Source organism: Marimonas lutisalis (genome assembly GCF_005434965.1).
In the GTDB taxonomy this organism is placed as follows: Bacteria; Pseudomonadota; Alphaproteobacteria; order Rhodobacterales; family Rhodobacteraceae; genus Marimonas_A; species Marimonas_A lutisalis.
In genome coordinates this window covers 478,144-501,915 of record NZ_SKCI01000004.1, presented here as the reverse complement: position 1 = coordinate 501,915, position 23,772 = coordinate 478,144, and the positions used below count along the sequence as shown (strand labels likewise).

The 23,772-nt window shown below is 63.5% G+C and carries 22 protein-coding genes; 10 read left to right on the top strand and 12 right to left on the bottom strand.

From position 1 onward, the window contains the following. Nucleotides 1–45: 45 nt before the first annotated feature. Entirely contained in the window at nucleotides 46–2,391 is a 2,346-nt protein-coding gene (locus tag E0501_RS18245) for an aldehyde dehydrogenase family protein (protein WP_137702825.1), read from the bottom strand. A 4-nt stretch (nucleotides 2,392–2,395) separates the two neighbouring features. Beyond that, nucleotides 2,396–3,385: a deoxyribose-phosphate aldolase gene (deoC, locus tag E0501_RS18240; protein WP_137702824.1), complete on the bottom strand. Its 990-nt coding sequence runs from the start codon at nucleotides 3,383–3,385 to the stop codon at nucleotides 2,396–2,398. A gap of 151 nt (nucleotides 3,386–3,536) precedes the next feature. Between deoC and E0501_RS18235 the strand changes: the two genes are divergently transcribed. The 7 genes from E0501_RS18235 (at nucleotide 3,537) to E0501_RS18205 (ending at nucleotide 10,598) form a co-directional block, all read left to right on the top strand. After that, nucleotides 3,537–5,018, top strand: coding sequence for a DUF4153 domain-containing protein (locus tag E0501_RS18235; RefSeq protein WP_137702823.1), 1,482 nt, complete (start codon nucleotides 3,537–3,539; stop codon nucleotides 5,016–5,018). Further along, a complete protein-coding gene (locus E0501_RS18230; RefSeq protein ID WP_137702822.1) occupies nucleotides 5,003–5,689 on the top strand; it encodes a response regulator transcription factor in 687 nt (228 codons plus the stop codon). The genes E0501_RS18235 and E0501_RS18230 overlap by 16 nt, the downstream gene beginning before the upstream one ends. Next, the gene (locus E0501_RS18225) at nucleotides 5,674–6,630 is read left to right on the top strand and encodes an ATP-binding protein (protein ID WP_137702821.1); all 957 of its coding nucleotides are present in this window, start codon (nucleotides 5,674–5,676) and stop codon (nucleotides 6,628–6,630) included. Before E0501_RS18230 ends, E0501_RS18225 begins: the two co-directional genes overlap by 16 nt. A gap of 96 nt (nucleotides 6,631–6,726) precedes the next feature. After that, the gene (locus E0501_RS18220) at nucleotides 6,727–7,689 is read left to right on the top strand and encodes a metal ABC transporter solute-binding protein, Zn/Mn family (RefSeq protein WP_137702820.1); all 963 of its coding nucleotides are present in this window, start codon (nucleotides 6,727–6,729) and stop codon (nucleotides 7,687–7,689) included. A gap of 11 nt (nucleotides 7,690–7,700) precedes the next feature. Next, nucleotides 7,701–8,498: a metal ABC transporter ATP-binding protein gene (locus tag E0501_RS18215; protein WP_137702819.1), complete on the top strand. Its 798-nt coding sequence runs from the start codon at nucleotides 7,701–7,703 to the stop codon at nucleotides 8,496–8,498. 1 nt (nucleotide 8,499) lies between these two features. Further along, nucleotides 8,500–9,681 carry a metal ABC transporter permease gene (locus E0501_RS18210; RefSeq protein WP_137702818.1) on the top strand — a complete coding sequence of 394 codons (1,182 nt, stop codon included), beginning with the start codon at nucleotides 8,500–8,502 and terminating at the stop codon, nucleotides 9,679–9,681. Beyond that, complete coding sequence (locus E0501_RS18205) at nucleotides 9,678–10,598, top strand: metal ABC transporter permease (RefSeq protein ID WP_137702817.1); 921 nt, start codon at nucleotides 9,678–9,680, stop codon at nucleotides 10,596–10,598. The genes E0501_RS18210 and E0501_RS18205 overlap by 4 nt, the downstream gene beginning before the upstream one ends. Here E0501_RS18205 and E0501_RS18200 read toward each other — a convergent pair. The 3 genes from E0501_RS18200 to E0501_RS18190 form a co-directional block, all read right to left on the bottom strand. Next, entirely contained in the window at nucleotides 10,595–11,125 is a 531-nt protein-coding gene (locus E0501_RS18200) for a 2-dehydro-3-deoxygalactonokinase (RefSeq protein ID WP_161594658.1), read from the bottom strand. The genes E0501_RS18205 and E0501_RS18200 overlap by 4 nt on opposite strands. Further along, nucleotides 11,122–12,795 (bottom strand): bifunctional protein tyrosine phosphatase family protein/NAD(P)/FAD-dependent oxidoreductase, encoded by a 1,674-nt coding sequence (locus E0501_RS18195; protein WP_137702815.1) that lies wholly within the window; start codon nucleotides 12,793–12,795, stop codon nucleotides 11,122–11,124. The genes E0501_RS18200 and E0501_RS18195 overlap by 4 nt, the downstream gene beginning before the upstream one ends. 89 nt (nucleotides 12,796–12,884) lie before the next feature. Continuing rightward, complete coding sequence (locus tag E0501_RS18190) at nucleotides 12,885–13,808, bottom strand: DMT family transporter (RefSeq protein WP_137702814.1); 924 nt, start codon at nucleotides 13,806–13,808, stop codon at nucleotides 12,885–12,887. A gap of 118 nt (nucleotides 13,809–13,926) precedes the next feature. Here E0501_RS18190 and E0501_RS18185 point away from each other — a divergent pair, with 118 nt between their 5' ends. Next, nucleotides 13,927–15,429 (top strand): malonate--CoA ligase, encoded by a 1,503-nt coding sequence (locus tag E0501_RS18185; protein ID WP_137702813.1) that lies wholly within the window; start codon nucleotides 13,927–13,929, stop codon nucleotides 15,427–15,429. 24 nt (nucleotides 15,430–15,453) lie between these two features. On the opposite strand, the gene E0501_RS18180 is transcribed toward E0501_RS18185, so the two are convergent. Beyond that, nucleotides 15,454–16,155, bottom strand: coding sequence for a response regulator (locus tag E0501_RS18180; protein WP_137702812.1), 702 nt, complete (start codon nucleotides 16,153–16,155; stop codon nucleotides 15,454–15,456). After that, the gene (locus tag E0501_RS18175; RefSeq protein ID WP_137702811.1) at nucleotides 16,152–16,649 is read right to left on the bottom strand and encodes a MarR family winged helix-turn-helix transcriptional regulator; all 498 of its coding nucleotides are present in this window, start codon (nucleotides 16,647–16,649) and stop codon (nucleotides 16,152–16,154) included. Before E0501_RS18175 ends, E0501_RS18180 begins: the two co-directional genes overlap by 4 nt. A 171-nt stretch (nucleotides 16,650–16,820) precedes the next feature. Between E0501_RS18175 and E0501_RS18170 the strand changes: the two genes are divergently transcribed. Continuing rightward, complete coding sequence (locus E0501_RS18170) at nucleotides 16,821–17,687, top strand: branched-chain amino acid aminotransferase (protein ID WP_137702810.1); 867 nt, start codon at nucleotides 16,821–16,823, stop codon at nucleotides 17,685–17,687. 84 nt (nucleotides 17,688–17,771) lie between these two features. Further along, the gene (locus E0501_RS18165) at nucleotides 17,772–17,984 is read left to right on the top strand and encodes a hypothetical protein (protein WP_137702809.1); all 213 of its coding nucleotides are present in this window, start codon (nucleotides 17,772–17,774) and stop codon (nucleotides 17,982–17,984) included. Between the two features lie 123 nt (nucleotides 17,985–18,107). Here the strand turns inward: E0501_RS18165 and E0501_RS18160 are convergent, their stop codons facing one another. The 5 genes from E0501_RS18160 to E0501_RS18140 all read right to left on the bottom strand — a co-directional run bounded on the left by E0501_RS18160 (nucleotide 18,108) and on the right by E0501_RS18140 (nucleotide 23,521). Next, the gene (locus tag E0501_RS18160) at nucleotides 18,108–18,905 is read right to left on the bottom strand and encodes an SDR family oxidoreductase (RefSeq protein ID WP_137702808.1); all 798 of its coding nucleotides are present in this window, start codon (nucleotides 18,903–18,905) and stop codon (nucleotides 18,108–18,110) included. A 16-nt stretch (nucleotides 18,906–18,921) separates the two neighbouring features. Beyond that, entirely contained in the window at nucleotides 18,922–19,842 is a 921-nt protein-coding gene (locus tag E0501_RS18155; protein ID WP_137702807.1) for an ABC transporter permease, read from the bottom strand. Between the two features lie 3 nt (nucleotides 19,843–19,845). Beyond that, nucleotides 19,846–21,144 (bottom strand): ABC transporter permease, encoded by a 1,299-nt coding sequence (locus E0501_RS18150; RefSeq protein WP_170222790.1) that lies wholly within the window; start codon nucleotides 21,142–21,144, stop codon nucleotides 19,846–19,848. Between the two features lie 97 nt (nucleotides 21,145–21,241). Then, nucleotides 21,242–22,315: an ABC transporter substrate-binding protein gene (locus tag E0501_RS18145; protein ID WP_137702806.1), complete on the bottom strand. Its 1,074-nt coding sequence runs from the start codon at nucleotides 22,313–22,315 to the stop codon at nucleotides 21,242–21,244. 105 nt (nucleotides 22,316–22,420) lie between these two features. Then, nucleotides 22,421–23,521, bottom strand: a complete 1,101-nt coding sequence (locus tag E0501_RS18140) for an ABC transporter ATP-binding protein (protein WP_137702805.1) — start codon at nucleotides 23,519–23,521, stop codon at nucleotides 22,421–22,423. Nucleotides 23,522–23,772 lie beyond the last annotated feature (251 nt).

The window sequence follows — 23,772 nt, the reverse complement described above, 5'->3', positions numbered from 1 at the left end:
CACCCCCCATATTTCGACCGTGCGGTGGCGTTAACCTCTGCGCGTTCACTCGCCGTAGGGCACCCAGATGTTCTTGACTTCGGTCGCCGCCTCAAGGAAGTCGCGGCCTTCGCCCGCCGGCCCATACCAGTCTCTAACAAGGTCGAAATTGACCCAGGTGCGCTTCAGGTTGCCGGCGCTTTCACGCTCGATCACGCCGGATACGTCCGAGGATGAAAACGACCAGACCGCGTCGACATCCAGATGGCTCGCCAACACCGGCGCCAGTCCCTCGTGCGTCCCCGTCAGGATATTCACCACACCCCCAGGAACGTCCGAAGTTTCAAGGACTTGATAGAAATCCGTGGCCGCCAGCGGATAGGGTTCGCTGGCCACCAGAACCACCCTGTTGCCCATCGCCAGCGCCGGCCCCATCACCGACACCAGCCCCAGGAGCGGCGCTTCATCCGCGCACAGCGCCCCGATCACTCCCAGCGGCTCGCGCATCGCCAGCGCCACACCCCGCAGCGGCACCCCGTGCACCTGCCCGTCGAACTTGTCCGCCCAGGCGGCATAGGTGAACAGTCGCCGGATACTGGCTTCTACCTCTTTCTCGCCGCTGCGCCCACCTTTCATCTGGTTGATTCTGTGGGAAAATTCCTCGGCCCGCGCACTCAGGTTCTCGGCGATGAAATAGAGGATCTGCGCCCGAAGATGACCAGTTGTGCGCGACCAGCCGGAGGCTCCCCGCGCGGCCTCGACCGCGTTGCGGATATCCTTGCGGTTGGCTTCGGGCACCTGTCCCAGAAGCTTTCCGCTCCGCCCGAAGACCTGCCTGCTATAGCCGCCATCAGGCCGGGCCTGCTTACCTCCGATATAGAGCTTCGCCGTCCGGTCAATTCCGTCCACAGCGCCATTTTCGCCCGTGTTAGACTCGATTTTCTCCATTTTCCGCCTGCGCCCCTTGGCCCGCGTATAGGCGCGCAGCCCTTCCCAGCCGCCTTCGCGCCCGAACCCGCTTTCACGCACGCCGCCAAATCCGGCGGCCGCGTCGAACATGTTCGTGCCATTCACCCAGACGACCCCGGCCGCCAGCTTGGGCGCCACGTCCAGCGCCAGGTTCACGTTCTCGCTCCACACGCTTGCCGCAAGGCCGTAGCGCGTGTTGTTGGCCAGCTCGACTGCTTCGCCGGGCGTGCGGAAGGTGGTCGAAACCAGAACCGGTCCGAAAATCTCTTCCTGCATCAGCCGGTGCGACGGCTCCAGCCCGGTGATCAGCGTCGGTGGATAGAAACATCCCCCGGCCGGCAGCTGGGCATGCACGCTGAACCGGTCGCCCTCGGTGCAGTTGTCGACCATTTCGGTGATCGCCTGCAGTTGCACGGGGTCCACGACCGCGCCGATATCGATGCATTTGTCCAACGGGTTGCCGATGCGCAGGCTCTGCATCCGTGCCCTTAACTTGTCATGAAACCGCTCGGCGATCCCCTCTTGCACCAGCAAGCGCGAGCCGGCGCAGCACACCTGCCCCTGGTTGAACCAGATCGCGTCGACCAGCCCTTCGACCGCACTGTCGAGATCGGCATCGTCGAACACGATATAGGGCGATTTGCCCCCCAGTTCGAGCGTCAGCGCCTTGCCGCTGCCGGCGGTTGCCTGGCGGATTCTGCGCCCCACCTCGGTGCTGCCGGTAAAGGCCACCTTGTCGATGTCGGGATGGGTCACGATCATTTCGCCCACGGCGCCATCGCCGGTGACGATATTCACCACCCCCCTGGGCAGGCCCGCCTGACGACACAGATCGGCAAACAGCAGCGCGGTGAGCGAGGTGTATTCAGCGGGTTTCAACACCACCGTATTGCCCATCGCCAAGGCGGGCGCGACCTTCCACGCCAGCATCAGCAGGGGGAAGTTCCACGGGATCACCTGCCCGCACACGCCAACGGGTTCGCGATCGGGCAATTCACTGTCCATCAGCTGTGCCATGCCCGCGTGATAGTAGAAATGCCGCTGCACCAGCGGCACGTCGATATCGCGGCTTTCGCGGATCGGTTTGCCGTTATCAAGTGTCTCTAACACGGCACAAAGCCGTGCATTTTTCTGCAGGAGACGCGCGAGTGAATAGAGGTACCTGGCCCTGCCGTGGCCACCCAGACGGGCCCATTTGCCCTGCGCCCTGCGCGCGGCGGCAACGGCTGCATCCACATCGGCCTGGCTGGCCTGTGTCAGCGTGGCCAGCGTTTCGCCCGTGGCGGGGTTTTTCGACACAAAGCCGTTGCCCGGTTCAGTGAACGCGCCGTCGATAAAATGGCCGAACCGGTCGCCCTGATCCACCAGCCAGGCCAGCGCCTCGCTCGCATCCTCGGGGGCCGGGCCATAGTCCATGCTGTCGTAGATCTCTTTCACGCTCATCCTGTTACCCCATCGGATGCCGGTAGTCGGCAGAATAGGCACCGGTCACGTGGTGTTCCAGCTGCCGCTCGATATCGCCCAGCAGGCTCGATGCCCCAAAGCGGAAGAGGTGCGGCGAAAGCCAGTCGCGCCCCAGTTCCTCCTTGATCAGCATCAGATAGGCCAGCGCATCCTTGGCCTTGCTGATCCCGCCCGCCGGCTTGTACCCCACGCGAACGCCTGTTTGGCTGTAATAGTCTCGAATCGCGCGGATCATCACCAGCGAGACCGGCAATGTCGCGTTCACCCTTTCCTTGCCGGTCGAGGTCTTGATGAAATCGGCCCCGGCCATCATGCAGACAAGCGACGCACGCGCTACGTTGCGCAGGCTGCCCAGCTCTCCGGTCGCCAGGATCGCCTTGACATGCGCATCGCCACAGGCGGCGCGGAAACTGCGCATTTCGTCATAAAGCGCCTCCCAGTTGCCGGTCAGCACGTGCCGGCGCGAGATCACGATATCGATCTCCGCCGCGCCTGCCTTCACGCTTTCCTCGATCTCGTGCACCCGCAGGTGAAGCGGCGACAGGCCCGCAGGAAACCCGGTTGAGACCGCCGCCACCGGAATGCCCGATCCGGTCAGCGCGGTGATCGCGGGCGCGATCATGTCGTGATAGACGCAAACGGCGCCCACTGTCAGCCCCTGCATCCCCAGGGCATCCAGCAGATCGGCCCGCACCGGCTGTCGCGCCTTGGCGCAGAGGCGCGCGACGCGGCCTGCCGTGTCATCTCCGGCCAGCGTGGTCAGGTCGATACAGCTGATCGCCCTGCACAGCCACGCGGCCTGATAATCTTTCTTCACCGTGCGCCGCCCCGGCAACGTGGCCACCCGCCTCTCGATCGCCGAGCGGTTGGCCTGCGCGGCCATCACCCAGTCCAGGTCAAGGTCGGTCCCCGGATTGCGCGGTTCAACCGTCTGCGGCAGTTGCGCGGTTTTTTCACGCGTGTCGGTTTGCATTTCGTGCCCCTGATTTCGCCGGTTCAAGGTCTCACGCCCCCGCACCCAAGGCAAGCGCGTCGGTCTGCACGAAAACTGCGCAACTGCCACGTCCGGCCTGCACAGCCGCCCCTTAGACCCGGACACAGGCAAGACACGAAAGGGACAGACAATGAAAACCTATCTTCTTCGCGGCGTGCCGCATTCGGTGGCCATGGATGGCTGGTGGTTGTCGAGCAGTCCGCCGCCGCCCCCCCGTCCGCATGACCGAGATAGCCACAGCCTCGGGCTGCCGCTGCGGGCGGGGGTTCTGATCGGACTGATCGCCTTGGCCGACCTGTTGCTCTGGAAGGTGATGCCTGGGCTTTCCCTGGCAGTTTTCGGCTTGGTGGTTATCGCGGCGGCTTGGGGGCTGGCCGGCCAACGGGGGTCTGGCGCGCTTGGGTTGGCCGTGCTTTCGGTTCTGCCGGTGATCGAACGGGTGCAGGCACTATCGCTGGGGTTCTGGTTCACCGGCCTGGCACTTTCGGCAGCGTGGATCGCCCTGGCACGTTGGCCGGGTCTTGCGGCCATGCCCCGGATCCTGGGGCAGGCGCCGGTTCAAATGATCCGCGACGTCACGTCCCTGCAGCGGCAGGACACCGGGGCCGAGGCCCGCATGCAGGTCAAATCCCTGTTTCTCGGATGGTCATTGCCGTTCGGGCTCGGGCTTTTGTTCCTGTCGCTTCTGGTCGAAGCCAACCCGATACTGGCCAGCTGGCTCCGCCCTCCCGATCTCCATCTGGTGTCGGCCGAACGCGTTCTTTTCTGGCTTGGCGTCGGCATTCTGGCCTGGCCCTTCCTGCGGCTCACTGAAATCGGGGCCCGGCTCGCCGCGCGACCCGCAGGCGTCGCCAGGCGTGATCGGGCGCTCCCGGCGATCATCAATGCGCCCGCAATTCGCCGCTCTCTCATACTTTTCAACGCGTTGTTCGCGGTACAGACCCTGTCTGACATTGCCATCTTTACCGGTGGCGCCGCGTTGCCCGACGGGATGTCCTATGCGGAATATGCGCATCGCGGGGCGTATCCATTGCTTGCAACTGCGCTGCTGGCTGGCGTCTTCGCGCTGATCGCGCGCCCCTTCGCCCGCGAAAACCGCGCGCTGCATGCCGCGCTTCTGGCCTGGATGGTGCAGACGCTTCTTCTGGTCATTTCGTCTCTGATCCGGCTGGACTCCTACATTTCGGTCTATGGGCTGACGCATCTGCGCCTCGCTGCGCTGGTGTGGATGTGGGTCGTGGCAATCGGCGTTCTGCTTGTGATCGTCCAGATCGTGCTGAACTGGTCCGCCGCCTGGCTCCTGCGCCGCTGCGTGGTGCTGGGCACGGGAACGCTCTATCTGGCAAGCTTCACCAGCTTTGCCGCCATCATCGCGCAGTACAATCTTTCGCATGACGTGCCGCATGACCCGTCTTATCTGTGCAGGCTCGACCGTGCCGCGCTGCCCGCGATCCGCGCCCATGAACAGGCAACCGGTGCCCGTCTTTGTCGAAGTCAGACACCGGCGTTCGTCGCCACTGGCGATTGGCGCGAATGGGGGTTTCGCGACTGGCGCACCGCGCGTAGCCTGCAGGCGATCGAAACGGAGGCGCAGGAATGGCGCGGATACTGATTATTGATGACGATCCCCAGATCCGCGATGTACTGCGCATTGCGCTGAAGCAGGCCGGGTTCAGCACGCGCGAAGCGGGCGACGGCCCCGAAGGTCTTGCCAAGGCGCTCAACGGGCAGGATGACCTGATCGTGCTGGATATCGGCCTGCCGGGCATGGACGGGCTCGAACTCTGCCGCCGCTTGCGGGCCGAGAAGGACACGCCGGTCATCTTCCTCACCGCCCGAGATGACGAGGTCGACCGCATCGTCGGCCTTGAGCTGGGTGGCGACGACTATGTGGCCAAGCCGTTCTCCCCGCGTGAGTTGGTGGCCCGCGTGCGCGCGGTGCTGAAACGAAGCCAGGGGCAGGCCGGGGCAAACGGCATGCTGCGCCGAGGATTGCTCGAGATTGATCCCATGCGCCACCTGTGCCGTTTCGATGGTCGGGATGTGGCTCTGACACAGCGGGAAATGGGGCTATTGGTACATCTCATGGCCCGCCCGGGCAACGTCTATTCCAAGGCCCAGCTGTCCGACGCTGTCTATGGCCCGGTCATTCATGTTTCCGACCGGACGCTGGACAGCCACCTGCGCAACCTGCGCGCCAAGCTGGCCGATGCCGGCGCCGGCGGCGCGATTGAAACCGTGCACGGCGTCGGTGTCAGGATGGGGCCATGCACACGCGCATAAGGCAGAAATGGCGCCCGCCGCTGGCGCTTGTCGTGGCCTGCACGCTCGTTGCGGTTCTGTCGCTGCCGCTGATCGGGCTGGGCCTGTTACGGTGGTGGGCGCCTATCCTGGGCTGGGGGCAGGCGGCCGCGCTGATCGCTGCCGGGGTTCTGGCTGCGACGGGCGGGATCGGTTTTGTCCTCTGGCGTGTGTTGCTGCGCCCGGTCACCGCGCTTGCCGATCGCGCCCGCGCCCTCAAGTCAGGCGCGCCGCATGGCCTTGATCCGCTGGAGCATTACGGCACGGCCGAGTTCCGCGACCTCGGGCAGGCTATGCTGGACATGGGCGCCACCCTGCAGAATCGCGAAACCGGCATTCGCGCCTTCTCCGACCATGTCACGCACGAGATGAAGTCGCCCCTGACCAGTATCAGCGCCGCGGCCGAACTTCTGGATGGTCCGCTGGACGAGTCCGACCGCGCTCCGCTTGTCGAATCGATCCGCACCTCTGCGGCGCGCATGAATGATTTGCTTGGCGCGTTGCGTCGGCTGGCGGCGGCACGCACGCCGCTCGGGCCCGGGCCCGCGGATCTTGCCGATGTGGCCGATGCCTTGCGCGATCAATCCGGGCTGACGATCACGGTCAAGGACACGGGCCAGGTGCCGCTTGGCCGGGCCGGGCTTCTGGCCGTGCTCGAGCAGTTGGCGCAGAACGCCGAAGGACATGGTGCTCAGTCTCTAACACTGCACTATTCGGCCCAAAGCCTGCATGTTCAGGATGATGGCCCCGGCATTCCCGAAGGTGATCGGAGCCGCGTTTTCCAGCCTTTCTTCACGACCCGCCGCGCCCAGGGGGGCACCGGCATGGGGTTGGCCATCGTGCAAACCATGCTCGCTGCCTCGGGCGGGTCCATCGCGCTGATGCCATCCGAAAGCGGCACGCATTTCATCATCCGGTTCTGATCACGGGCCTGTTATTGCGAGTCATTCGCACTCTTGTTGACATTTCTGCGAATGACTCGCATCTTCATCTGCATGATGTCCGAACGGAGCCCGTGCATGCATTCTTCCCGTCGTGCCTTTTTGTCGGTTGCTGCTGGTGCCGCGCTTTGGCCGCTTGCGGCACGCGCCAGCGCGGCGCCGCTGCGCGTGGTGGCAACCACCGGCATGATCGCTGACACCGCCCGCCAGATCGGCGGCGATCTGACCGAGGTGCAGTCGCTCATGGGGCCCGGCGTCGATCCACACTCCTACCGCCAGACCCGTAGCGACATCGTTGCGCTGACCCGCGCCGATCTCGTTTTGCGCCATGGTCTCTATTTGGAGGCCCAGCTGGAAGAGCTGTTTTCACGCCTGTCCAAGCGCGTCACGGTCACGAACGTGGGCGAGGCCGTGCCGAAGGACCAGCTGCTGGCCCATGCCGACTATGACAACAAGTACGACCCGCATGTCTGGATGGTGCCCACGCTCTGGGCCCACGCCGCGGACGCCATCCGCGACACCCTGATCGCGGCCATGCCCGACCAGTCCGACCGGTTCCGTGAAACCGCCATGGCTTTCCGCAGTCAGCTCGATCAGCTCGACGCCTATGCACGGGCCATGCTGTCCACCGTACCCGAACCGTCGCGCGTACTTCTGACAGCGCATGATGCGTTTGGCTATTTCGGGCGCGCCTACGGCTGGGAAGTTGTCGGCATCCAGGGCATTTCAACCGAGTCCGAGGCCGGGCTGAACCGCATCGCGGACCTGGTCGATATGCTGGTCACGCGCAGGATCGGCGCCGCCTTCGTCGAAACCTCGGTGTCCGACCGCAACATCCGGGCGCTTGTCGAAGGCGCGGCAGCGCGTGGGCATGAGCTCAGGATCGGCGGCGAGTTGTTCTCGGATGCCATGGGCCCGCCGGACAGCTACGAAGGCACCTATATCGGCATGATCGATCACAACGTGACCACCATAACCCGCGCCCTTGGCGGCACCGCCCCGGAGCGCGGAATGCTCGGCCGGCTGGCCGCAGGCACATGAAGGGCTGAGCCATGAGCATCGAACTCGCCACCGACGATGGGCAGGCCGTTTTGCCAGGGGATCTCAGCCAGAGCCCCCTCGCCATCCGCGGGTTGACGGTTTCATACGGAGACAAGCCCGCGGTTTTTTCCGTCGACGCAACGTTTCAACCCGGAGCTATGACCGCGATCGTCGGACCCAATGGCGCGGGCAAGTCCACGATCCTGAAATCCGTCCTCGGCATCGTAAGGCCGCTGTCTGGCCAGATCCTCATCCATGGCAAGCCGGCTGCGCGCCAGATCCATCTTGTCGCCTATGTGCCGCAGCGCGCCTCGGTCGACTGGGATTTTCCCGCCCGGGTCATCGATGTCGTCCTGATGGGCCTGTCACGCGAACTGGGCCTGCTGCGCCGCGTCCGCCGCACGCATCTGGACCGCGCCATGGCCTGCCTGGCGCGCGTCGGCATGGAACGGTTTGCTGACCGTCAGATCGGTCAGCTTTCGGGCGGTCAGCAGCAACGCGTCTTCCTAGCCCGCGCGTTGGCGCAGGACGCGCAGATCTACCTGCTCGACGAACCCTTTGCGGGCGTCGATGCCGCGACCGAGGCAGCGATCATCGACGTCTTGAAATCCCTGCGTGACGAGGGACGCACAGTGATCGCCGTGCACCATGACCTGTCCACCGTGTCCGCGTATTTCGACCACGTGTTCCTGATCAACACCACCCGGATCGCCGAAGGCACGGTGGCCCAGGCCTTTACTTCGGAAAACCTGCACGCGGCATATGGCGGCCGCCTGCCGGCGATGCCAGCGGCGGGGCAGGCCGGCTGACATGTTCGGTCTCGGCTACAACGCTATTCTCGTGACCGTTGGCGCCGGTCTTCTGGGCGCGTCGGCGGGTTTGACGGGTACGTTTCTTTTCCTGCGAAAGCGTGCGCTTGTTTCGGATGCCATCGCGCATGCGACGCTGCCGGGGGTCGCGCTGGCATTCGTCGTCATGGTGGCGCTTGGCGGCGATGGCCGCGCCTTGCCCGGTCTGATGGCGGGTTCGGCCCTGTCGGCCTGGCTGGGCCTTCTGGCCGTCGGCTGGCTTTCAAGGCACACGCGCCTTGCCGAAGATGCCGCCATCGGTGCCATCCTTTCGGTGTTCTTTGGTGCCGGAATCGTCGGACTTACGGTGATTCAGTCTCTGAACACGGGCCGACAGGCCGGTCTCGAAACCTTCCTGCTCGGCTCGACCGCCGGCATGCTATTCACCGATGCGATGATCATCGCCATCGGCGGAGCCCTGGCGGTTGTGGCCGTGATCCTTCTGCGCCGGCCCATGCTGGCTGTGTGCTTCGATCCCGGCTATGCCGCGGCCACCGGGCGTGATGTGCACCGGATCGACCTTGCGATGATGGGCCTTGTCATGGCCGTTACCGTCGTCGGGCTCAAGATCGTCGGCCTCGTGCTGATCGTCGCGCTTCTGATCATCCCGCCGGTGGCCGCCCGGTTCTGGAGCGATGAGGCCGGTCGCGTGGTGCTGATTTCCGGCCTGATCGGCGCCTTTTCGGGCGCAACGGGTGCGATCCTTTCTGCCTCGGCCCCGAACCTGCCCACGGGCCCGCTCATCGTTCTTGCGGCCTTCGCGGTTTTCGCCGCGTCCTTCGTCATCGCGCCGAAGCGCGGGCTTCTGGCGTCTGTGCTCTGGCATCTCCGCTACCGCCGCCGCGTGCATCTGCGGCAGGGGCTTCTTGCGCTGGCGCAGGGCCACCCGATCTACGAAGCATTCACCATGCGCCTGTTGCGCCGCGCCGGTCTGGCGCGCGCCGATGGGGTTGCGACGGACCAGGGCCGCGCCGCCGCCGCGAACGCGCTACTCGATGAACGCCGTTGGCAGATTCTCCGCTCCGATCCGAAATTCGAAACCACCGCCGCCCTTTATGACGGGTTGCGCCCGATCGACACGGTTCTCACGCCTGACCAGATCACGCAGATCGACCGCGGCCTCGGGCCCCGGGGGGCGGCATGAACGGGGCCGAGTTCGTGGCGCTTTCGCTGCCGCCGATCCTGATCGGCGTTTTCGCGGCCATCGCCTGTGCGGTTCCGGGCAACTTCCTGCTGCTGCGCCGGCAGGCCCTGATCGGCGATGCCATCAGCCATGTGGCATTGCCCGGCATCGTCGTGGCATTCCTGATCACCGGCGCGGTCACGACCTGGCCGATGATGCTGGGCGCTGCCGGTGCAGCCATCATCGCCGTCGTGCTGATCGAATTGATCCGCCGTCTTGGCCGGATCGAGGTCGGCGCGGCCATGGGCGTGGTCTTCACCACCATGTTCACCGCCGGGGTGCTCCTGCTGGAACAGTCCGACACATCCAGCGTCCACCTCGATGTCGAACACGCGCTTTACGGCAATCTCGAAAGCCTGATCTGGCTGGACGCCACCGGATGGACCTCGCTGGCCGATCCGGCGGCGCTCGCGGGTCTGCCGCCGGAACTGCCGCGCATGGCCGTCGTCGCCCTACTCGTCGGTCTGCTCACCTTGCTGCTCTGGCGCCCGCTCACGATCTCCACCTTCGACGAAGGATTTGCCCGAGCCGCGGGCCTGCCGGTCACGGCCATTGGGCTCCTGCTCGTGATCATGGCGGCCGTCGCGGCCGTGGCGGCGTTCGATGCGGTGGGTTCGATCATCGTGATCGCCATGTTCATCTGCCCGCCCGCCGCCGCCCGGATGATGACCAACCGGCTCGACCACCAGATGGGTTGGAGCATCGGATTCGCTACGGTGTCTGCCCTGTCCGGCTATGTGCTGGCGGGCTATGGGCCGCTATGGCTTGGCTTTGACAATTCGATCAGCGCGGCCGGGATGATCGCCGTCATGTCGGGGCTGATCCTGGCGATTGCGGCGCGTTTCGGCCCCTGCCGGGCGCGGGTTGCAGGCAGCTAGGTCAACGCTTCGCGCGCGGCCTCCAGGCAGGCGCGCACATCGCCGCGCGCCACCGGCACATGCTGCGCCGCCAGCGCCTCCTCATACGCGCGGGCAAGCGCTCCGTCGCCCAGCACGACAACCTCGCGGCCCAGCCAGTAGGAACGCGCCGCCGCCAGCTCGGCGCCGATCAGGTGACCCAGGATTTCGTCACTATTTCCGCCCAAATCGGCCATTGCCAGGTGTTGGGCCAAGCGCTCGGGCCGGGCCATGGTTTCTTCGATGGCCCGGGATTCGGCGCCGTCTTCGGCGTTCAGGGCCCGGGCAAGACGCTCGGTCAGAAATGATACGAAGCCGATGATCTCGCCCGCGCTCAGATACACCCAGTGCGTCGGATCGCCGGGCAGCAGTACCACACCATCCCAGTTGGGCCGCGCCTGCGCCAATCCCGCCACCGCGAGGCGTGCAATGGCTTCCATCCGCGCGCGCGGGCTGCCCTGCACCACGTCCGCATCGCCCAGCGCGGGGCAGGGCACCGTATCGCTCACTTCGCGGAAACCTTCTCGGGTTTGGCCAGCCATTCCTTGCCGCGCAGCATCGCCTTCCAGTAGACCGGCGGCAGGATGCGCTCTTTCAGGAACCATGCCCGGCGAGACGGTTTCGTGCCGTCGATCATCCATTTCGGCAGCGTCGGCATCAGCACCCCGCCATAGCCGAACTCGGCCAGCACGATCTTTCCCCGCTCAACCGTCAGGGGGCAGGATCCGTAACCGGCGTAGATCGCGGTCGGTGACCGTCCTTCGATATCGTCGATCAGGTTATCGGCCAGCACCGGCGCCTGCGCCCGCGCGGCGGCGGCGGTTTTCGAATTGGGCGTGCTGGTCACATCGCCCAGCGCCCAGATGTTATCATAGGTGTTGTGGCGCAGCGTGGCGTTGTGCACGTCCACCCAGCCATCGGCATTGGCCAGCGGCGATACACGGATGAAATCCGGCGCGCATTGCGGCGGGGCCACGTGCAGCATGTCGAACTCGGTCTCCATCCGGCTTACCGCACCATCCTCGCCGGTGACGTCGAACCACGCCTTCCCGGCGCTGCCATCGACGGCCACCAGGTTGTGCTTGAACCGCACGCCGATGTGGTACCGATCGACATATTGCTCCAGCGCCGGCACGTAATCCGGCACGCCGAACAGGACATCGCCCGCCGTCATGAAGCGGATATCGACCTGGTTCAGAACGCCCTCCTGCCGCCAGTAGTCGGCGCTTAGATACATCGCTTTCTGCGGCGCGCCCGGGCATTTGATCGGTAGCGGCGGCTGGGTAAAGAGCGCGCGGCCCTTGCGCGTCTGTTTCACCATCTCCCAGGTATAGGGCGCCAGATCATAGCGATAGTTCGAGGTCACGCCATTGCGCCCCAGCGTCTCTTCAAGCCCCTCGATCGCCCGCCAATCCAGTTTGAGCCCCGGACAGACGATCAGGCGCTTGTATTTCACCACCCGGCAGCCATCCAGGATCACCGCGTTGTCCTTGGGTTCGAACGCGGCCACCGCCGACTTGATCCAGTGCACGCCGGCCGGGATCAGCTTGCCCATGGATTTCGCGGTGGTCGACGCATCCAGCAGGCCACCGCCCACCATGGTCCAGCCCGGTTGGTAATAATGCGTGCCAGCAGGGTCGATGATCGCGATATCCAGATCGCTCTTGCGGCTTTTCAGGCTGGCCGCCACTGCCACGCCGCCCGCACCTGCACCCACGATCACCACGTCGTAATGCGCATCGCCCGCATCGGTGGGCGTTTGGCCGCCGTTCACGATACGCCGTGCCACGCCTGCCATGTCGTATCCGGCCGTCTTCGTTGCATCCAGGATCTCGGGCAGGCTCTTCGTCTCGGCCATAGCCAGCGACCAGCAGGTCGCGCTGCGTGTCCCCGTCCGGCAATAGGCAAAGATCGGGCCTGGCAGCTCGACCATCGCCTGGCGCAGCGCGTCGGCATCGCTGTCTTTCACCGTCCCCTTGTCCACGGGCAGATAGCGGGTGGCAAGGCCCGCCTTCTTCGCCGCTGTCTCGACCTCGCCAAAGGTCGGCTGATCGTCAGCCTCGCCATCGGGGCGGTTGCAGATGATGGCGCGGTAACCGGCCTCGGCAATGGCCTTTACATCCGCGGGGGTGATCTGAGGTGATACCGCGATCTGATCCGAGAGTTTCCTGATTTCCATTTCGCCATCCTGACATCGGGGCGCGCGTTTCCGCCGTCCTATACATGTGCATCGCCGCCGCAATCAACGCGACATCGCGGCTCAGCCCATCAGCCCTGTGGCGTGACGGATTTGCGCGCGCGCCCGCGTTTCAGTCCCAGCCGGTGTTCGCGCAGAATGATGATGACACCGGCCAGGATAACCAGCGCCGCACCCCCCAGCATAGGTGCGGTCGGGACTTCGTCAAAGAAGACATAGCCGATGACCAGGGCAAACAGCATCGAGGCATAGTCGAACGGCGCCACCACGCTGGCATCGGCATGACGATAGGCCGAGGTCAGGAAAATCTGCCCGAACCCGCCGATCAGCCCGATCAGCACCAACAGCACCGCCTCCTTGCCCGTGGGCAGCACCCAGCCAAAGGGCAGGCTCAGCAGTGCCAGAAGGCTGGAGGTGAGCGAGAAGAAGAACACGATGGCCGAGGTCTGCTCGGTCTGAACCAGCTTGCGCACATAGATCTGCGCCAGCGCGGCACAGCCCGCGCCGGCCAGCACCACCATCGCACCCAGCGCCTGCGTGGTCTGCACCGTTTCGCCCGAAAACGCGGTCAGCCGCGGCGACAGCACGATCAGCACGCCCACCATGCCCAGTGCCACCGCGCCCAGCCGGAAAACGCCCACCCGTTCGTTCAGGAACATCGCGGCAAAGATCACCGTCAACAGCGGCGCGGCATAGCCGATCGCCGTCACCTCGGGCAGCGGCAACAGGCCCAGCCCGGTGAACATCAGCGCCATCGCCGTGGTGCCCACGAACCCGCGCCAGAAATGCCCCATAGGCGAGGCCACCTTGAGCCCCGTGCGCAGATCGCCCCGCGCCCACAGCCAGCCCAGGATCACCGGAATGGCAAAGAATGACCGGAAAAACACCGCCTCGCCCGGCGGCACGTGCTCGGACACGGCCTTGACCAGCGCCGACATGGTGATGAACGTCACCACCGACAGAAGTTTGAAGGCTATACCCCTGATCGGGTTCATTGCGCGCGTCCCTTGTCCTGCTCCACTCCTACGCGCCCGCGCGCAAAGATCAATCCGCACTTGAAAATACCCGCCATGCACCGCAGGAAAGGATCATCCGATCCAGGGGAGGTTTCCGATGTATGACGACAACTATCTTGCCCACCGTCTTGCCACGCATCTGGCGGGCAACGCAGACAAGGTGTTCGCCACGCGCCCGGGCCTGCCCGATATCACCTATGGCGAGTTGTTCACCGGGGCCGAGCGTCTGGCGGCCCGCCTGATTGATGCGGGCGTCAAACCCGGCGACCGCGTTGCCGTGCAGGTCGAAAAGACGATCGAGGCGGTGCAGCTTTATGTCGGCACCGTTCTCGCCGGCGGCGTTTTCTTGCCCCTCAACACCGCCTATACCGCCTCCGAGGTCGAATATTTCCTGTCCGATGCCACGCCCGCCGTCGTCGTCTGCGATCCCGCGCGCGAGGTCGAGATCGCGCCGCTGGCCGGCGCGGCCCGGGTCTTCACCCTCGATGGCACAGGGCAGGGCACGCTGACCGCCGATCTGTCCGAGGCCCCCGATTTCAAACCGGTCGCCCGCGGCGCCGATGATCTCGCGGCCATTCTCTACACCTCGGGCACCACCGGCCGCTCGAAGGGCGCGATGCTTTCGCACCGCAATCTCGCGTCCAACTCGGAAACCCTGCGCGACTACTGGCGTTTCACCGCCGATGATGTCCTCATCCACGCGCTGCCCATCTTCCATACGCACGGGCTTTTCGTGGCCACCAACGTGGCGCTCCTGGCAGGCGCCTCCACCGTCTTCCTGCCGAAATTCGACGCCAACGCCATTCTCGATGCGATGCCCACGTCAACCGCGCTCATGGGCGTGCCCACCTTCTATACCCGCCTGCTCGATGATCCGCGCCTTTCCCTTGAAACAGTCTCTAACATGCGGCTTTTCATCTCCGGCTCCGCGCCGCTCCTCGTCGACACGCACGAGAAGTGGGAGGAGCGCACCGGCCATCGCATCCTTGAGCGCTATGGCATGACCGAAACCAACATGAACACCTCGAACCCCTATGAGGGTGAACGCCGTGCCGGCACCGTCGGCTTCCCGCTGCCGGGGGTCGAGCTGCGCATTGTCGACGATGGCCGCGAAGTCGGCACCGGCGAGATCGGCATGATCGAGGTGCGCGGCCCTAACGTGTTCCAGGGCTATTGGCAGATGCCCGAGAAGACAGCCGAGGAACTGCGCCCCGATGGCTGGTTCATCACCGGTGACCTGGGCATGCGCGATGCTGACGGCTATGTCAGCATCGTCGGCCGCGGCAAGGACCTGATCATTTCCGGCGGCTTCAACGTTTACCCCAAGGAAATCGAAAGCCTGATCGACGATATTCCCGGCGTGCTGGAATCCGCTGTGATCGGCGTGCCGCATCCCGATTTCGGAGAAGGCGTGGTGGCGGTGATCGTCAAGGAGGACGAAAGCCTGACGCTTGAAGATATCACAGCCGAAACAGGCTCTAAACTGGCCAAATTCAAGCAGCCCAAGCATTACGAATTCGTGGCCGAGCTTCCCCGAAACACCATGGGCAAGGTGCAGAAAAAGGCGCTGCGCGAAACCTACGCCGGCCTCTTCGCGTAGGCCGGGCTTCAGCCCGGCACACCCTCAATCGGGGGCCAGCATGTAACCCGCCCCACGCACCGTCTGCAGATAGCGCGGCTGCTTCGGGTCGGTCTCGATCTTGCGGCGCAGCCGGGTAATCTGCACGTCCACCGCGCGTTCCTGCGCCTGCCCCCGGTCGCGGCCCAGGTCCTCGACCAGCTTCGTGCGGCTGACCGCCTCGCCGGGGCTCGACGCGAAGATGCGCATCAGCTGGCTTTCCGTTGCGGTCAGCCGGATCAGGTCTTCGCCCCGCCACAGCTCGCCGCGTTCCATGTCGTATCGGATATCGCCCAGGTGCAGCACCTTGGGCCGAACCTCTTCGCCCTGCGCCTCGGGCATCCGCCGCAGGATCGCGTTGATCCTCAGAAGCAGTTCCTTGGGCTCGAACGGCTTGGCCAGGTAATCGTCCGCCCCGGCCTCAAGTCCCGCAATCCGGTCCTCGGTCTCGCCCCGAGCAGTCAGAAGAAGGATCGGCGTGTTCGATGTCTCGCGCAGACTGCGCGTCAGGCTGATTCCGGTTTCACCGGGCATCATCACGTCCATCACGATCAGGTCGAAATCCAGCCCCGACAGGATGCGCCGCGCATGCGCCGCGTCCCGCGCCGCCGTCACCAGGAACCCGTTGCGGTTCAGGAATTTCTGCAAAAGCGTGCGGATACGTTCGTCATCATCGACGATCAGTAGATGTGGATCGAATTCGCTCATGCGCCGCCCTCCCGCAGGGCATTGTATTTCCGCCGCATCTCCGGGTCCATCATCGCCTCCAGCACGGTGCGAAACCCGGCAACGGCCTCAGGCCCGGCCTGGCGATAGGCCGCCCGCATCCGCGCGCGCTGCGCGTCACTCAGGCGCCGTTCCAGCGCCATGCCGTCCTCGGTCAGAAACAGGTTCCTCTCCCTACGGTCGGTGGTTCCGACCTTGCTTTCCACCAGACCGTCTTCGACCAGAGTACGCAAGACACGGTTCAGCGATTGCTTCGTGACCCCAAGGATTTCCAGCAGGTTGTTCACCGTCGTGCCCGGCGCCCGCGCGATGAAATGGATGGCCCGGTGATGCGCCCGGCCATAGGCCATCGTCGCCAGGATCCGGTCGGGATCGGCGGTGAAGCCGCGATAGGCAAAGAACATCGCCTCGATTCCCTGCCGCAACTGCTCGTCGGTCAGGAACAGAAGCGTCTCACCCCCTGTGCTTTCCGACATGCCGCACCCCTTCGATCACAAATTGCCTGTTCCTTACTCACAATACGTCAGCTTTGTTGACATTCCAAGACGCAACTGGTACCGAATCGCAGTTTTGGCGAAATATTATGTCCGCTCCGGACGTATATGGCGCAATAAATGCAAAGCTCGGACCTTGAAGGAGTAGAGAACATGACGGGCTATGATGATCGTGATGGCAAGATCTGGATGGATGGCAAGCTGGTCGACTGGCGTTCGGCTAACGTGCATATCCTGACCCACGCTTTGCATTACGCCTCCTCCGTATTCGAAGGCGAGCGGCTTTACGAGGGCAAGATCTTCCTTTCGCGCAAGCATTCCGAACGGCTGCGCAAATCCGGTGAACTGCTCGACATGCCGATCCCCTACTCGGTCGACGAAATCGAGGCGGCCAAGCAGGCCGTGGTCGAGGCCAACGGGCTGACCAATGCCTATGTGCGCGCGGTGGCCTGGCGTGGTGCGGGCGAAGACATGGGTGTCAGCTCAGCGCGCAACCCGGTGCGCATGGCCGTCGCGGCCTGGGAATGGGGAGACTACTACGGCGATGCCAAGTTCAAGGGCGCCAAGCTGGACCTCGCGAAATGGAAGCGCCCCAGCCCCGAAACCATCCCGACAGCGGCCAAGGCCGCGGGTCTCTACATGATCTGCACCATGTCGAAACACGCCGCCGAGGCCAAGGGCTGCTCGGACGCGATGTTCCTCGACTATCGCGGCTATGTCGCCGAGGCGACCGGCGCCAACATCTTCTTCGTCAAGGATGGCGAAGTACACACGCCCCTGCCCGATGCCATCCTGAACGGCCTGACCCGGCAAACCGTGATCGGCATGCTGCAGGAACGCGGCGTGAAAGTGCATGAGCGTCACATCCTGCCTGAAGAGCTGGACGGGATGGAACAATGCTGGCTCACCGGCTCCGCGGCCGAGGTCACCCCCGTCGGCCAGATCGCCGACTGGAACTTCGAGGTCGGCGCGCTGACCAGGGAAATTGCTACAAGTTACGAGAAACTTGTCCGCGAATGACAGCTGACAACCGCCTGAACGGCACCTTTTGGTCAGGATTCGATCCTACCCTTCGGAATGCGCAGCCGTTCCGGAGGGTTTTTCATGCAGTGCATCGGTGATGAGTGCGTCTCGCGGTCTGCGGCCCGAACCGCGCATGCCCCAACACGCCGCACGGGCCTGCGTAATGTCGCGCTGGGGATCATCTGCGCCGCCGCCGGATATGTCTCGGCGCGCCCCGTGCCGGATGTTGCCGGCGCTGGGCACCTGCCGATCCTTGCGCCGCCGATCGTGATGGTCTCGCATCTCGGGAACTGAGAGCGGCACCGTGCGCTGCATTAACTGAATCGCGCGTTAATCAATGGCGATTCCGCTGGCAGCCGGATGTCAGCCGGGGGGTGCACGCATGTCACCCCACTGTTTCCGACCGCGCGGTGGCGTTTACGATTTGACGTTGGCGGCCTTGTAAACGCGTTGCAGCTTGGCCATCCCACCGATCCAGCGGTCATAGTCGTTGACCTTGTTCTGCATGTATTGCGCCACCTCCGCATGCGGCAGAACCAGGAACTTTTCCGCCCGGATCGCATCCAGCGTTTTCTCGGCAACCTCTTGAGTCGAAAGGATTCCATCCGCCGTCGCGGGGTTCTCGCCGGCCCCGCGCACCATCGCTGTATCCACCCCTTGCGGGCACAGAACGGTCACGCGGATATTGTCATCCTTGTGCCCCAGCGCCAGCGCCTCGGCAAAGCCTACCGCGGCGTGTTTCGTCACCCCGTAAACCGCTGATCCGACTTGATTAAGAAGCCCCGCCGCACTGGCGGTATGCATGAAATACCCGCCTCCCCGCGCCTTCATTTTCGGCACCAGGTGGCGCGCGGCGTGCACGTGCGCCATCACGTTCACCGCCCAGGCCTTGTTCCACTCCTCGGTGCTTGCGAACGCGATGTTATCGAATGATTCATCAAGGCCCGTCAGGATGCCCGCATTCGAACACATCAGGTCGATCGGTCCGATTTCATCCTCGACCTTGTCGATCATCGCTTCGACCTGGGCCTGATCGCCTACATCGCAGGCAATCGCCGTGCCGCCAACTAGGCGTGCGGTTTCTTCGGCGCCTTCGATCTTCAGGTCGACGGCCACAACGTGTTTTGCACCCGCCGCCGCCAGTGCCTCGCACAGTGCGCGGCCGATGCCCTGCGCCGCGCCCGTGACGACGGCGATCTTTCCCTGAATGTCCACTGGTTTGCCCTCCCGTTTACCGGGGGCTCACCCCCCGCAGCCGCTCTGACCGGCGGCGCAACAGTTCCACCGTGGTCAGAAGCAGGATCGAAATGATCACGAGGATCGTTGCAACCGACAGAATTGCCGGGCTGATCTGCTCGCGGATACCGTTCCACATTTGCCGGGGGATGGTCTGTTCGTCCAGACCGCCGACGAAGAGAACAACCACAACTTCGTCAAATGACGTAACGAAAGCGAACAGCGCGCCCGAAATCACGCCGGGCAGGATCAGCGGCATCTGCACCCGGCGGAACGTTGTGACAGGATCCGCACCCAGACTGGCCGAGGCACGCGTCAGCGAGTGATCGAAGCCCACCAGCGTTGCCGTAACCGTGATGATGACAAACGGAATCCCCAGCGTCGCGTGCGCCAGGATGATCCCGAGATACGGAATACCCCAGTTCTGCATCCCGATGCTCGAGTAGAAAAAGAACAGCCCTGTTGCCACGATGATGATCGGCACGATCATCGGCGAAATCAGCATCGCCATGATCGCCCGGCGATAGGGCATTTCGGGGCGTGACAGGCCAAGGGCCGCGACCGTGCCAAGCGACGTGGCCAGAATGGTCGAGAAGAACCCGACAATGATAGAGTTCTTGGCGGCGTTGATCCAGTTCGCGTTGGCCCAGGCATCCGCCCACCAGCTTGTATCGCGCGGCGCTTCAGGCTCAAGCATGCCGAAGGTCAGCAGCAGGTCATACCAGCGCATGGAATACCCGGTGGGATCCAGCTTCAGCATTTTTTCGGTGAAGGTGAAATAAGGCTCGACGTTGAAGCTGAGCGGGATCACCACGAGGATCGGCGCGATCAGGAACAGGAAGATCAGCGCACAGATCACCAGGTAGGCGTAATGCCAGATCCGCTCGAGAGTCGACGCGTGTTTGGGAAGTGCCATGTCTTACCCCAGTTTCAGGTTGTCGATGCCGATCAGGCGATCGTAGAGCCAGTAAAGGATCAGGATGCCGGCCAGCAGCAGCGCCGCCAGCGCCGCCGCCAGCGACCAGTTGAGCGAGTTCTGCATATGGAAGGCGATGAGGTTCGAGATCAGCTGGCCATCGGCGCCACCGACAAGGGCGGGCGTGATGTAGTAGCCAACAGCCAGGATGAAGACGAGCAGCGCACCGGCCCCGATGCCCGGTACGGTCTGCGGGAAGTAGATCCGGCGAAAGGCCGTCCAGCTGGTTGCGCCCAGGCTGCGCGCGGCGCGCACATAGGAGGGGTTGATCGGCCGCATCACCGAATAGAGTGGCAGCACCATGAACGGCAGCAGGATGTGTGTCATCGCCACAACCGTGCCGATCTGGTTGTACATCATCTGAAGCCGGTTATCGTCGCCCAGGATACCCATCCCCACGAGCGCATCGTTAACCACCCCTTGAGATTGAAGAAGCACCATCCAGCTTGTCGTTCGCACCAGAAGCGATGTCCAGAACGGCAACAGGACGAAGATCATCAGGAGGTTCGAATAGCGCAGCGGCAGCGTCGCCAGAAGATGCGCGATCGGGTAACCCAGAAGGAAGGTCAGGAAGGTGATCAGCACCGACAGGAACAGCGTTCGGGTGAACAGCTTGATGTAGATCTGCCGGTTCTCGTCGACACTGACGATCTCGCCGTCGGCATTCTTGGAGCGGTCCAGGGCAGCAAGGTAGAAATTGAACGTATAAGCGGAGGACGCATCGCGCATGACGCGCCAAAGTTCCGGGTCGGCCCATTCCTCATCAACATCCAGGAATGCTTCCTTGTAAGGCGGGTCCATACGTTCCGCACGGCGGGCCGCCTTGGTGAACATCGAACGCGAGCCGCCGCGCTCATAGTTCACGCGGGTGCCAACCTGACCGGGGGCGCGCAATTCGCGAAGCAGCAGCATGTCTTCGTGCAGCGCCGCAAAGGCTGCCTCGTCCGGCTCGGTTCCGGCGGGGTTTTCATCGAACCATACCTTGAGGTTCGTCATGATCGGCGTGCGCTTTCCGCTGCCGATATCCTCGTGCATGACGAAGCCTGGGTTGTAGACCGATTGATGCAGCATTTGCCCGATCGGCATGACAAAGGTGATCAGGATGAATGCCAGAAGCGGTAAAACCAGCAGAAAGGCGCGGCGTCGCGCACGTGCCTGGGCACGGATCAGCGCCGCTTTCAGCGGCTTGCCATCAGCCGTCGTCAGCATTTCGGGCTTTCCGTTTGCGGTCGCGTCGGTCATGTCCGTTTTACACCCTGTCCCTGAGGTCGGACGGGCCTTTGGCGGCCCGCCCTTTATCGCAAGGCCCCGGCCAGACAGGCCGGGGGCAAGGGCCGGCTTAGTTTGCCAGCCAGGCGTTGAAGCGCTCGTTCAGCTCTGCGTCCATGTCGACCCAGAACTCGAAGTTGTTGACCAGCGCGTTTTCGAGGTTCGCCGCAGCCGTCGGCATGTGCGGTGCCATCTCGGTTTTGCCGTCCGAGTAGAGACCCACCATCGCACCCGAAGATTTACGTGCGGGGCCATAGCTGATCCAGCTGGCTTGGTCGGCGAGGCGCTTCGTATCGGTCGAGAACGCGATGAACTTCATTGCCGCGTCCTTGTTCGGCGCGCCCTTGGGAACCACGAACAGGTCGAAGTCGAGGATCTGGCCATCCCAGACGATTTCCAGCGGCTGGCCTTCGCCAACGGCGGCGTTGAAGATACGGCCGTTATAGGCGGTCGACATCACCACTTCGCCATCGGCCAGCAGCTGCGGCGGCTGCGCGCCGGCTTCCCACCAGACGATATCGTCCTTGATGGTGTCGAGCTTGGTAAACGCGCGGTCGATGCCTTCGTCCGTTTCCAGGACGTCATAGACTTCGCCAGCCGGAACGCCATCGGCCATCAGGGCCATTTCCAGCGTGGCCTTGGCCGATTTGCGCAGACCACGTTTGCCGGGAAACTTCCCGGTGTCGAAGAAGTCGGCGATGGTGGTCGGCGTGCCATCCACGTTTTCGCTGTTGTAGGCCATCACGGTCGACCAGACGATGTTTGCAACTGCACAATCCTGCAGCGCGCCCTCGATGAAGTCATCGGTCGCTGCGGTGCCATCCGGGGCTGCCGGCAGCATGCCATGATCGATCGGCTCCAGCAGACCTTCGTCGCACAGGCGCACGGCGTCCGAGAATTCCACGTCGGCCACGTCGATCGAGACGTTGCCGGCTTCTACCTGGGCCTTGATCGGCGTCGCCGGGTTGTCGGCATCGACCGAGTTCACCTTGATGCCGGTCTCGGCGGTAAACGGCTTGTGGTAGGCTTCGACCTGCGATTTGGTGTAGGCGCCGCCCCAGGACATAACGGTAACTTCCTGAGCCTGTGCGCCAAAGGCGACACCGGTCAGAGCCGTTGCCATGAGTACAGATTTGAGCTTCATAAGCTTTCTCCCTTGTTAACCCGTTCGATTTTAAGGACCGCCGTTCCGGGTTTAACGGCTTGGTCCGTGCAGTAACTCCAGGCCAGCAGGGCCGGAGTGTTCACATCATGCATCAAGAGCCCGGCAATCCCGCGGCAACCATCCGATCTCGATATGCTCGCCCGGAGTCATGCGTTTCTGATCGGGCGCGTTCCGGGTCTTGACGATGAACTCGTCATTTCCTGCGACGCGAAGGCGCGTGCGGAAAATGTCACCCATGTAGATGAATTCCAGCACTTCCGCCTTCAGCGTATGGGCTCCCTCGGTGAGACGCGCGGGGTTGGTTTCAACGCGCTCGGGACGGATGGACACACGGGTACGTTCGCCTGGCTTGCTGACGTTGATCGGATTGCAGTCGATCAGTTCGCCATCGTCCAGCTGGACAAGGGCAAGGCCATTCTTGATTTCCTTGATCGTCCCTTCGAGCGTATTGTTCTCACCGATAAACTGCGCAACGAAACTGTTTTGCGGCTCTTCGTAGAGTTTGTCCGGCGTATCGAGCTGCTGGATGATCCCGTCATCGAATACGGCCACACGGTCGGACATGGTCAGCGCTTCGGTCTGGTCGTGCGTCACGTAGACCACGGTGATGCCCAGTTCGTGCGCCAGGTTTGTGATCTCGAACTGCATCTTTTCGCGCAGTTGCTTGTCCAGCGCGCCCAGGGGTTCATCCATCAACACCAGTTCGGGCTCGAACACCAGAGCGCGCGCCAGCGCGACCCGCTGCTGCTGACCACCCGAGAGTTGCGCCGGGCGGCGTTTACCGAAACTTCCCATTTCCACCATGTTGAGCGCGCGCATGACCTTGGCTTCACGGTCGGATTTGCCGATGCCGCGCACTTCGAGCGGGAAGGACAGGTTTTCCTCGATCGTCATATGCGGGAACAGGGCGTAGTTCTGGAACACCATCCCGATGCCGCGCTTGTGCGGCGGGATATTGTTGATCGAATTCCCGTTCAGACGGATATCGCCATGGGTGGCAGTTTCAAAACCGGCCAGCATCATCAGGCAGGTTGTCTTGCCCGATCCGGATGGCCCCAGCATCGTGAGGAATTCACCCTTCGGCAATGTGAGATTGAGATCTTTTACGACGAGTGTTTCACCGTCATAACTTTTCTGTACGCGATCGAATTCAACGAACGCATCCGAACTCTGCGAAGATGCCAATTTTGGCTCCCTGTTTTACTTTTCGGTCTGTGCCGAATGTCGACTCGTATGTAAAACGCGTGTTGCCGCGGGTTGCAACTGGTTTGCGGCATTTCGAGGCAATTTGCGCCAAAAGATAAAAAATGGGGCAGTGCTCTGCGCTATATTGCAGCGAAACGCGTGTATTCCTCGCGATTTCGTGGTCCGGGTCGCCGAAATCGTTCACGACGTCGCAAACGGCACCGGACCGGTCTCTATGAAGGGTCTAACTG

Coding starts and splice junctions, on each gene's coding strand:
- E0501_RS18155 (WP_137702807.1), bottom strand. CDS start 19,842: ATGGCACTTCCCAAACACGCGTCGACTCTCGAGCGGATCTGGCATTAC.
- E0501_RS18190 (WP_137702814.1), bottom strand. CDS start 13,808: ATGAACCCGATCAGGGGTATAGCCTTCAAACTTCTGTCGGTGGTGACG.
- E0501_RS18215 (WP_137702819.1), top strand. CDS start 7,701: ATGAGCATCGAACTCGCCACCGACGATGGGCAGGCCGTTTTGCCAGGG.
- deoC (WP_137702824.1), bottom strand. CDS start 3,385: ATGCAAACCGACACGCGTGAAAAAACCGCGCAACTGCCGCAGACGGTT.
- E0501_RS18170 (WP_137702810.1), top strand. CDS start 16,821: ATGACGGGCTATGATGATCGTGATGGCAAGATCTGGATGGATGGCAAG.
- E0501_RS18205 (WP_137702817.1), top strand. CDS start 9,678: ATGAACGGGGCCGAGTTCGTGGCGCTTTCGCTGCCGCCGATCCTGATC.
- E0501_RS18195 (WP_137702815.1), bottom strand. CDS start 12,795: ATGGAAATCAGGAAACTCTCGGATCAGATCGCGGTATCACCTCAGATC.
- E0501_RS18230 (WP_137702822.1), top strand. CDS start 5,003: ATGGCGCGGATACTGATTATTGATGACGATCCCCAGATCCGCGATGTA.
- E0501_RS18185 (WP_137702813.1), top strand. CDS start 13,927: ATGTATGACGACAACTATCTTGCCCACCGTCTTGCCACGCATCTGGCG.
- E0501_RS18180 (WP_137702812.1), bottom strand. CDS start 16,155: ATGAGCGAATTCGATCCACATCTACTGATCGTCGATGATGACGAACGT.
- E0501_RS18145 (WP_137702806.1), bottom strand. CDS start 22,315: ATGAAGCTCAAATCTGTACTCATGGCAACGGCTCTGACCGGTGTCGCC.
- E0501_RS18235 (WP_137702823.1), top strand. CDS start 3,537: ATGAAAACCTATCTTCTTCGCGGCGTGCCGCATTCGGTGGCCATGGAT.
- E0501_RS18175 (WP_137702811.1), bottom strand. CDS start 16,649: ATGTCGGAAAGCACAGGGGGTGAGACGCTTCTGTTCCTGACCGACGAG.
- E0501_RS18165 (WP_137702809.1), top strand. CDS start 17,772: ATGCAGTGCATCGGTGATGAGTGCGTCTCGCGGTCTGCGGCCCGAACC.
- E0501_RS18245 (WP_137702825.1), bottom strand. CDS start 2,391: ATGAGCGTGAAAGAGATCTACGACAGCATGGACTATGGCCCGGCCCCC.
- E0501_RS18210 (WP_137702818.1), top strand. CDS start 8,500: ATGTTCGGTCTCGGCTACAACGCTATTCTCGTGACCGTTGGCGCCGGT.
- E0501_RS18220 (WP_137702820.1), top strand. CDS start 6,727: ATGCATTCTTCCCGTCGTGCCTTTTTGTCGGTTGCTGCTGGTGCCGCG.
- E0501_RS18225 (WP_137702821.1), top strand. CDS start 5,674: ATGCACACGCGCATAAGGCAGAAATGGCGCCCGCCGCTGGCGCTTGTC.
- E0501_RS18150 (WP_170222790.1), bottom strand. CDS start 21,144: ATGACCGACGCGACCGCAAACGGAAAGCCCGAAATGCTGACGACGGCT.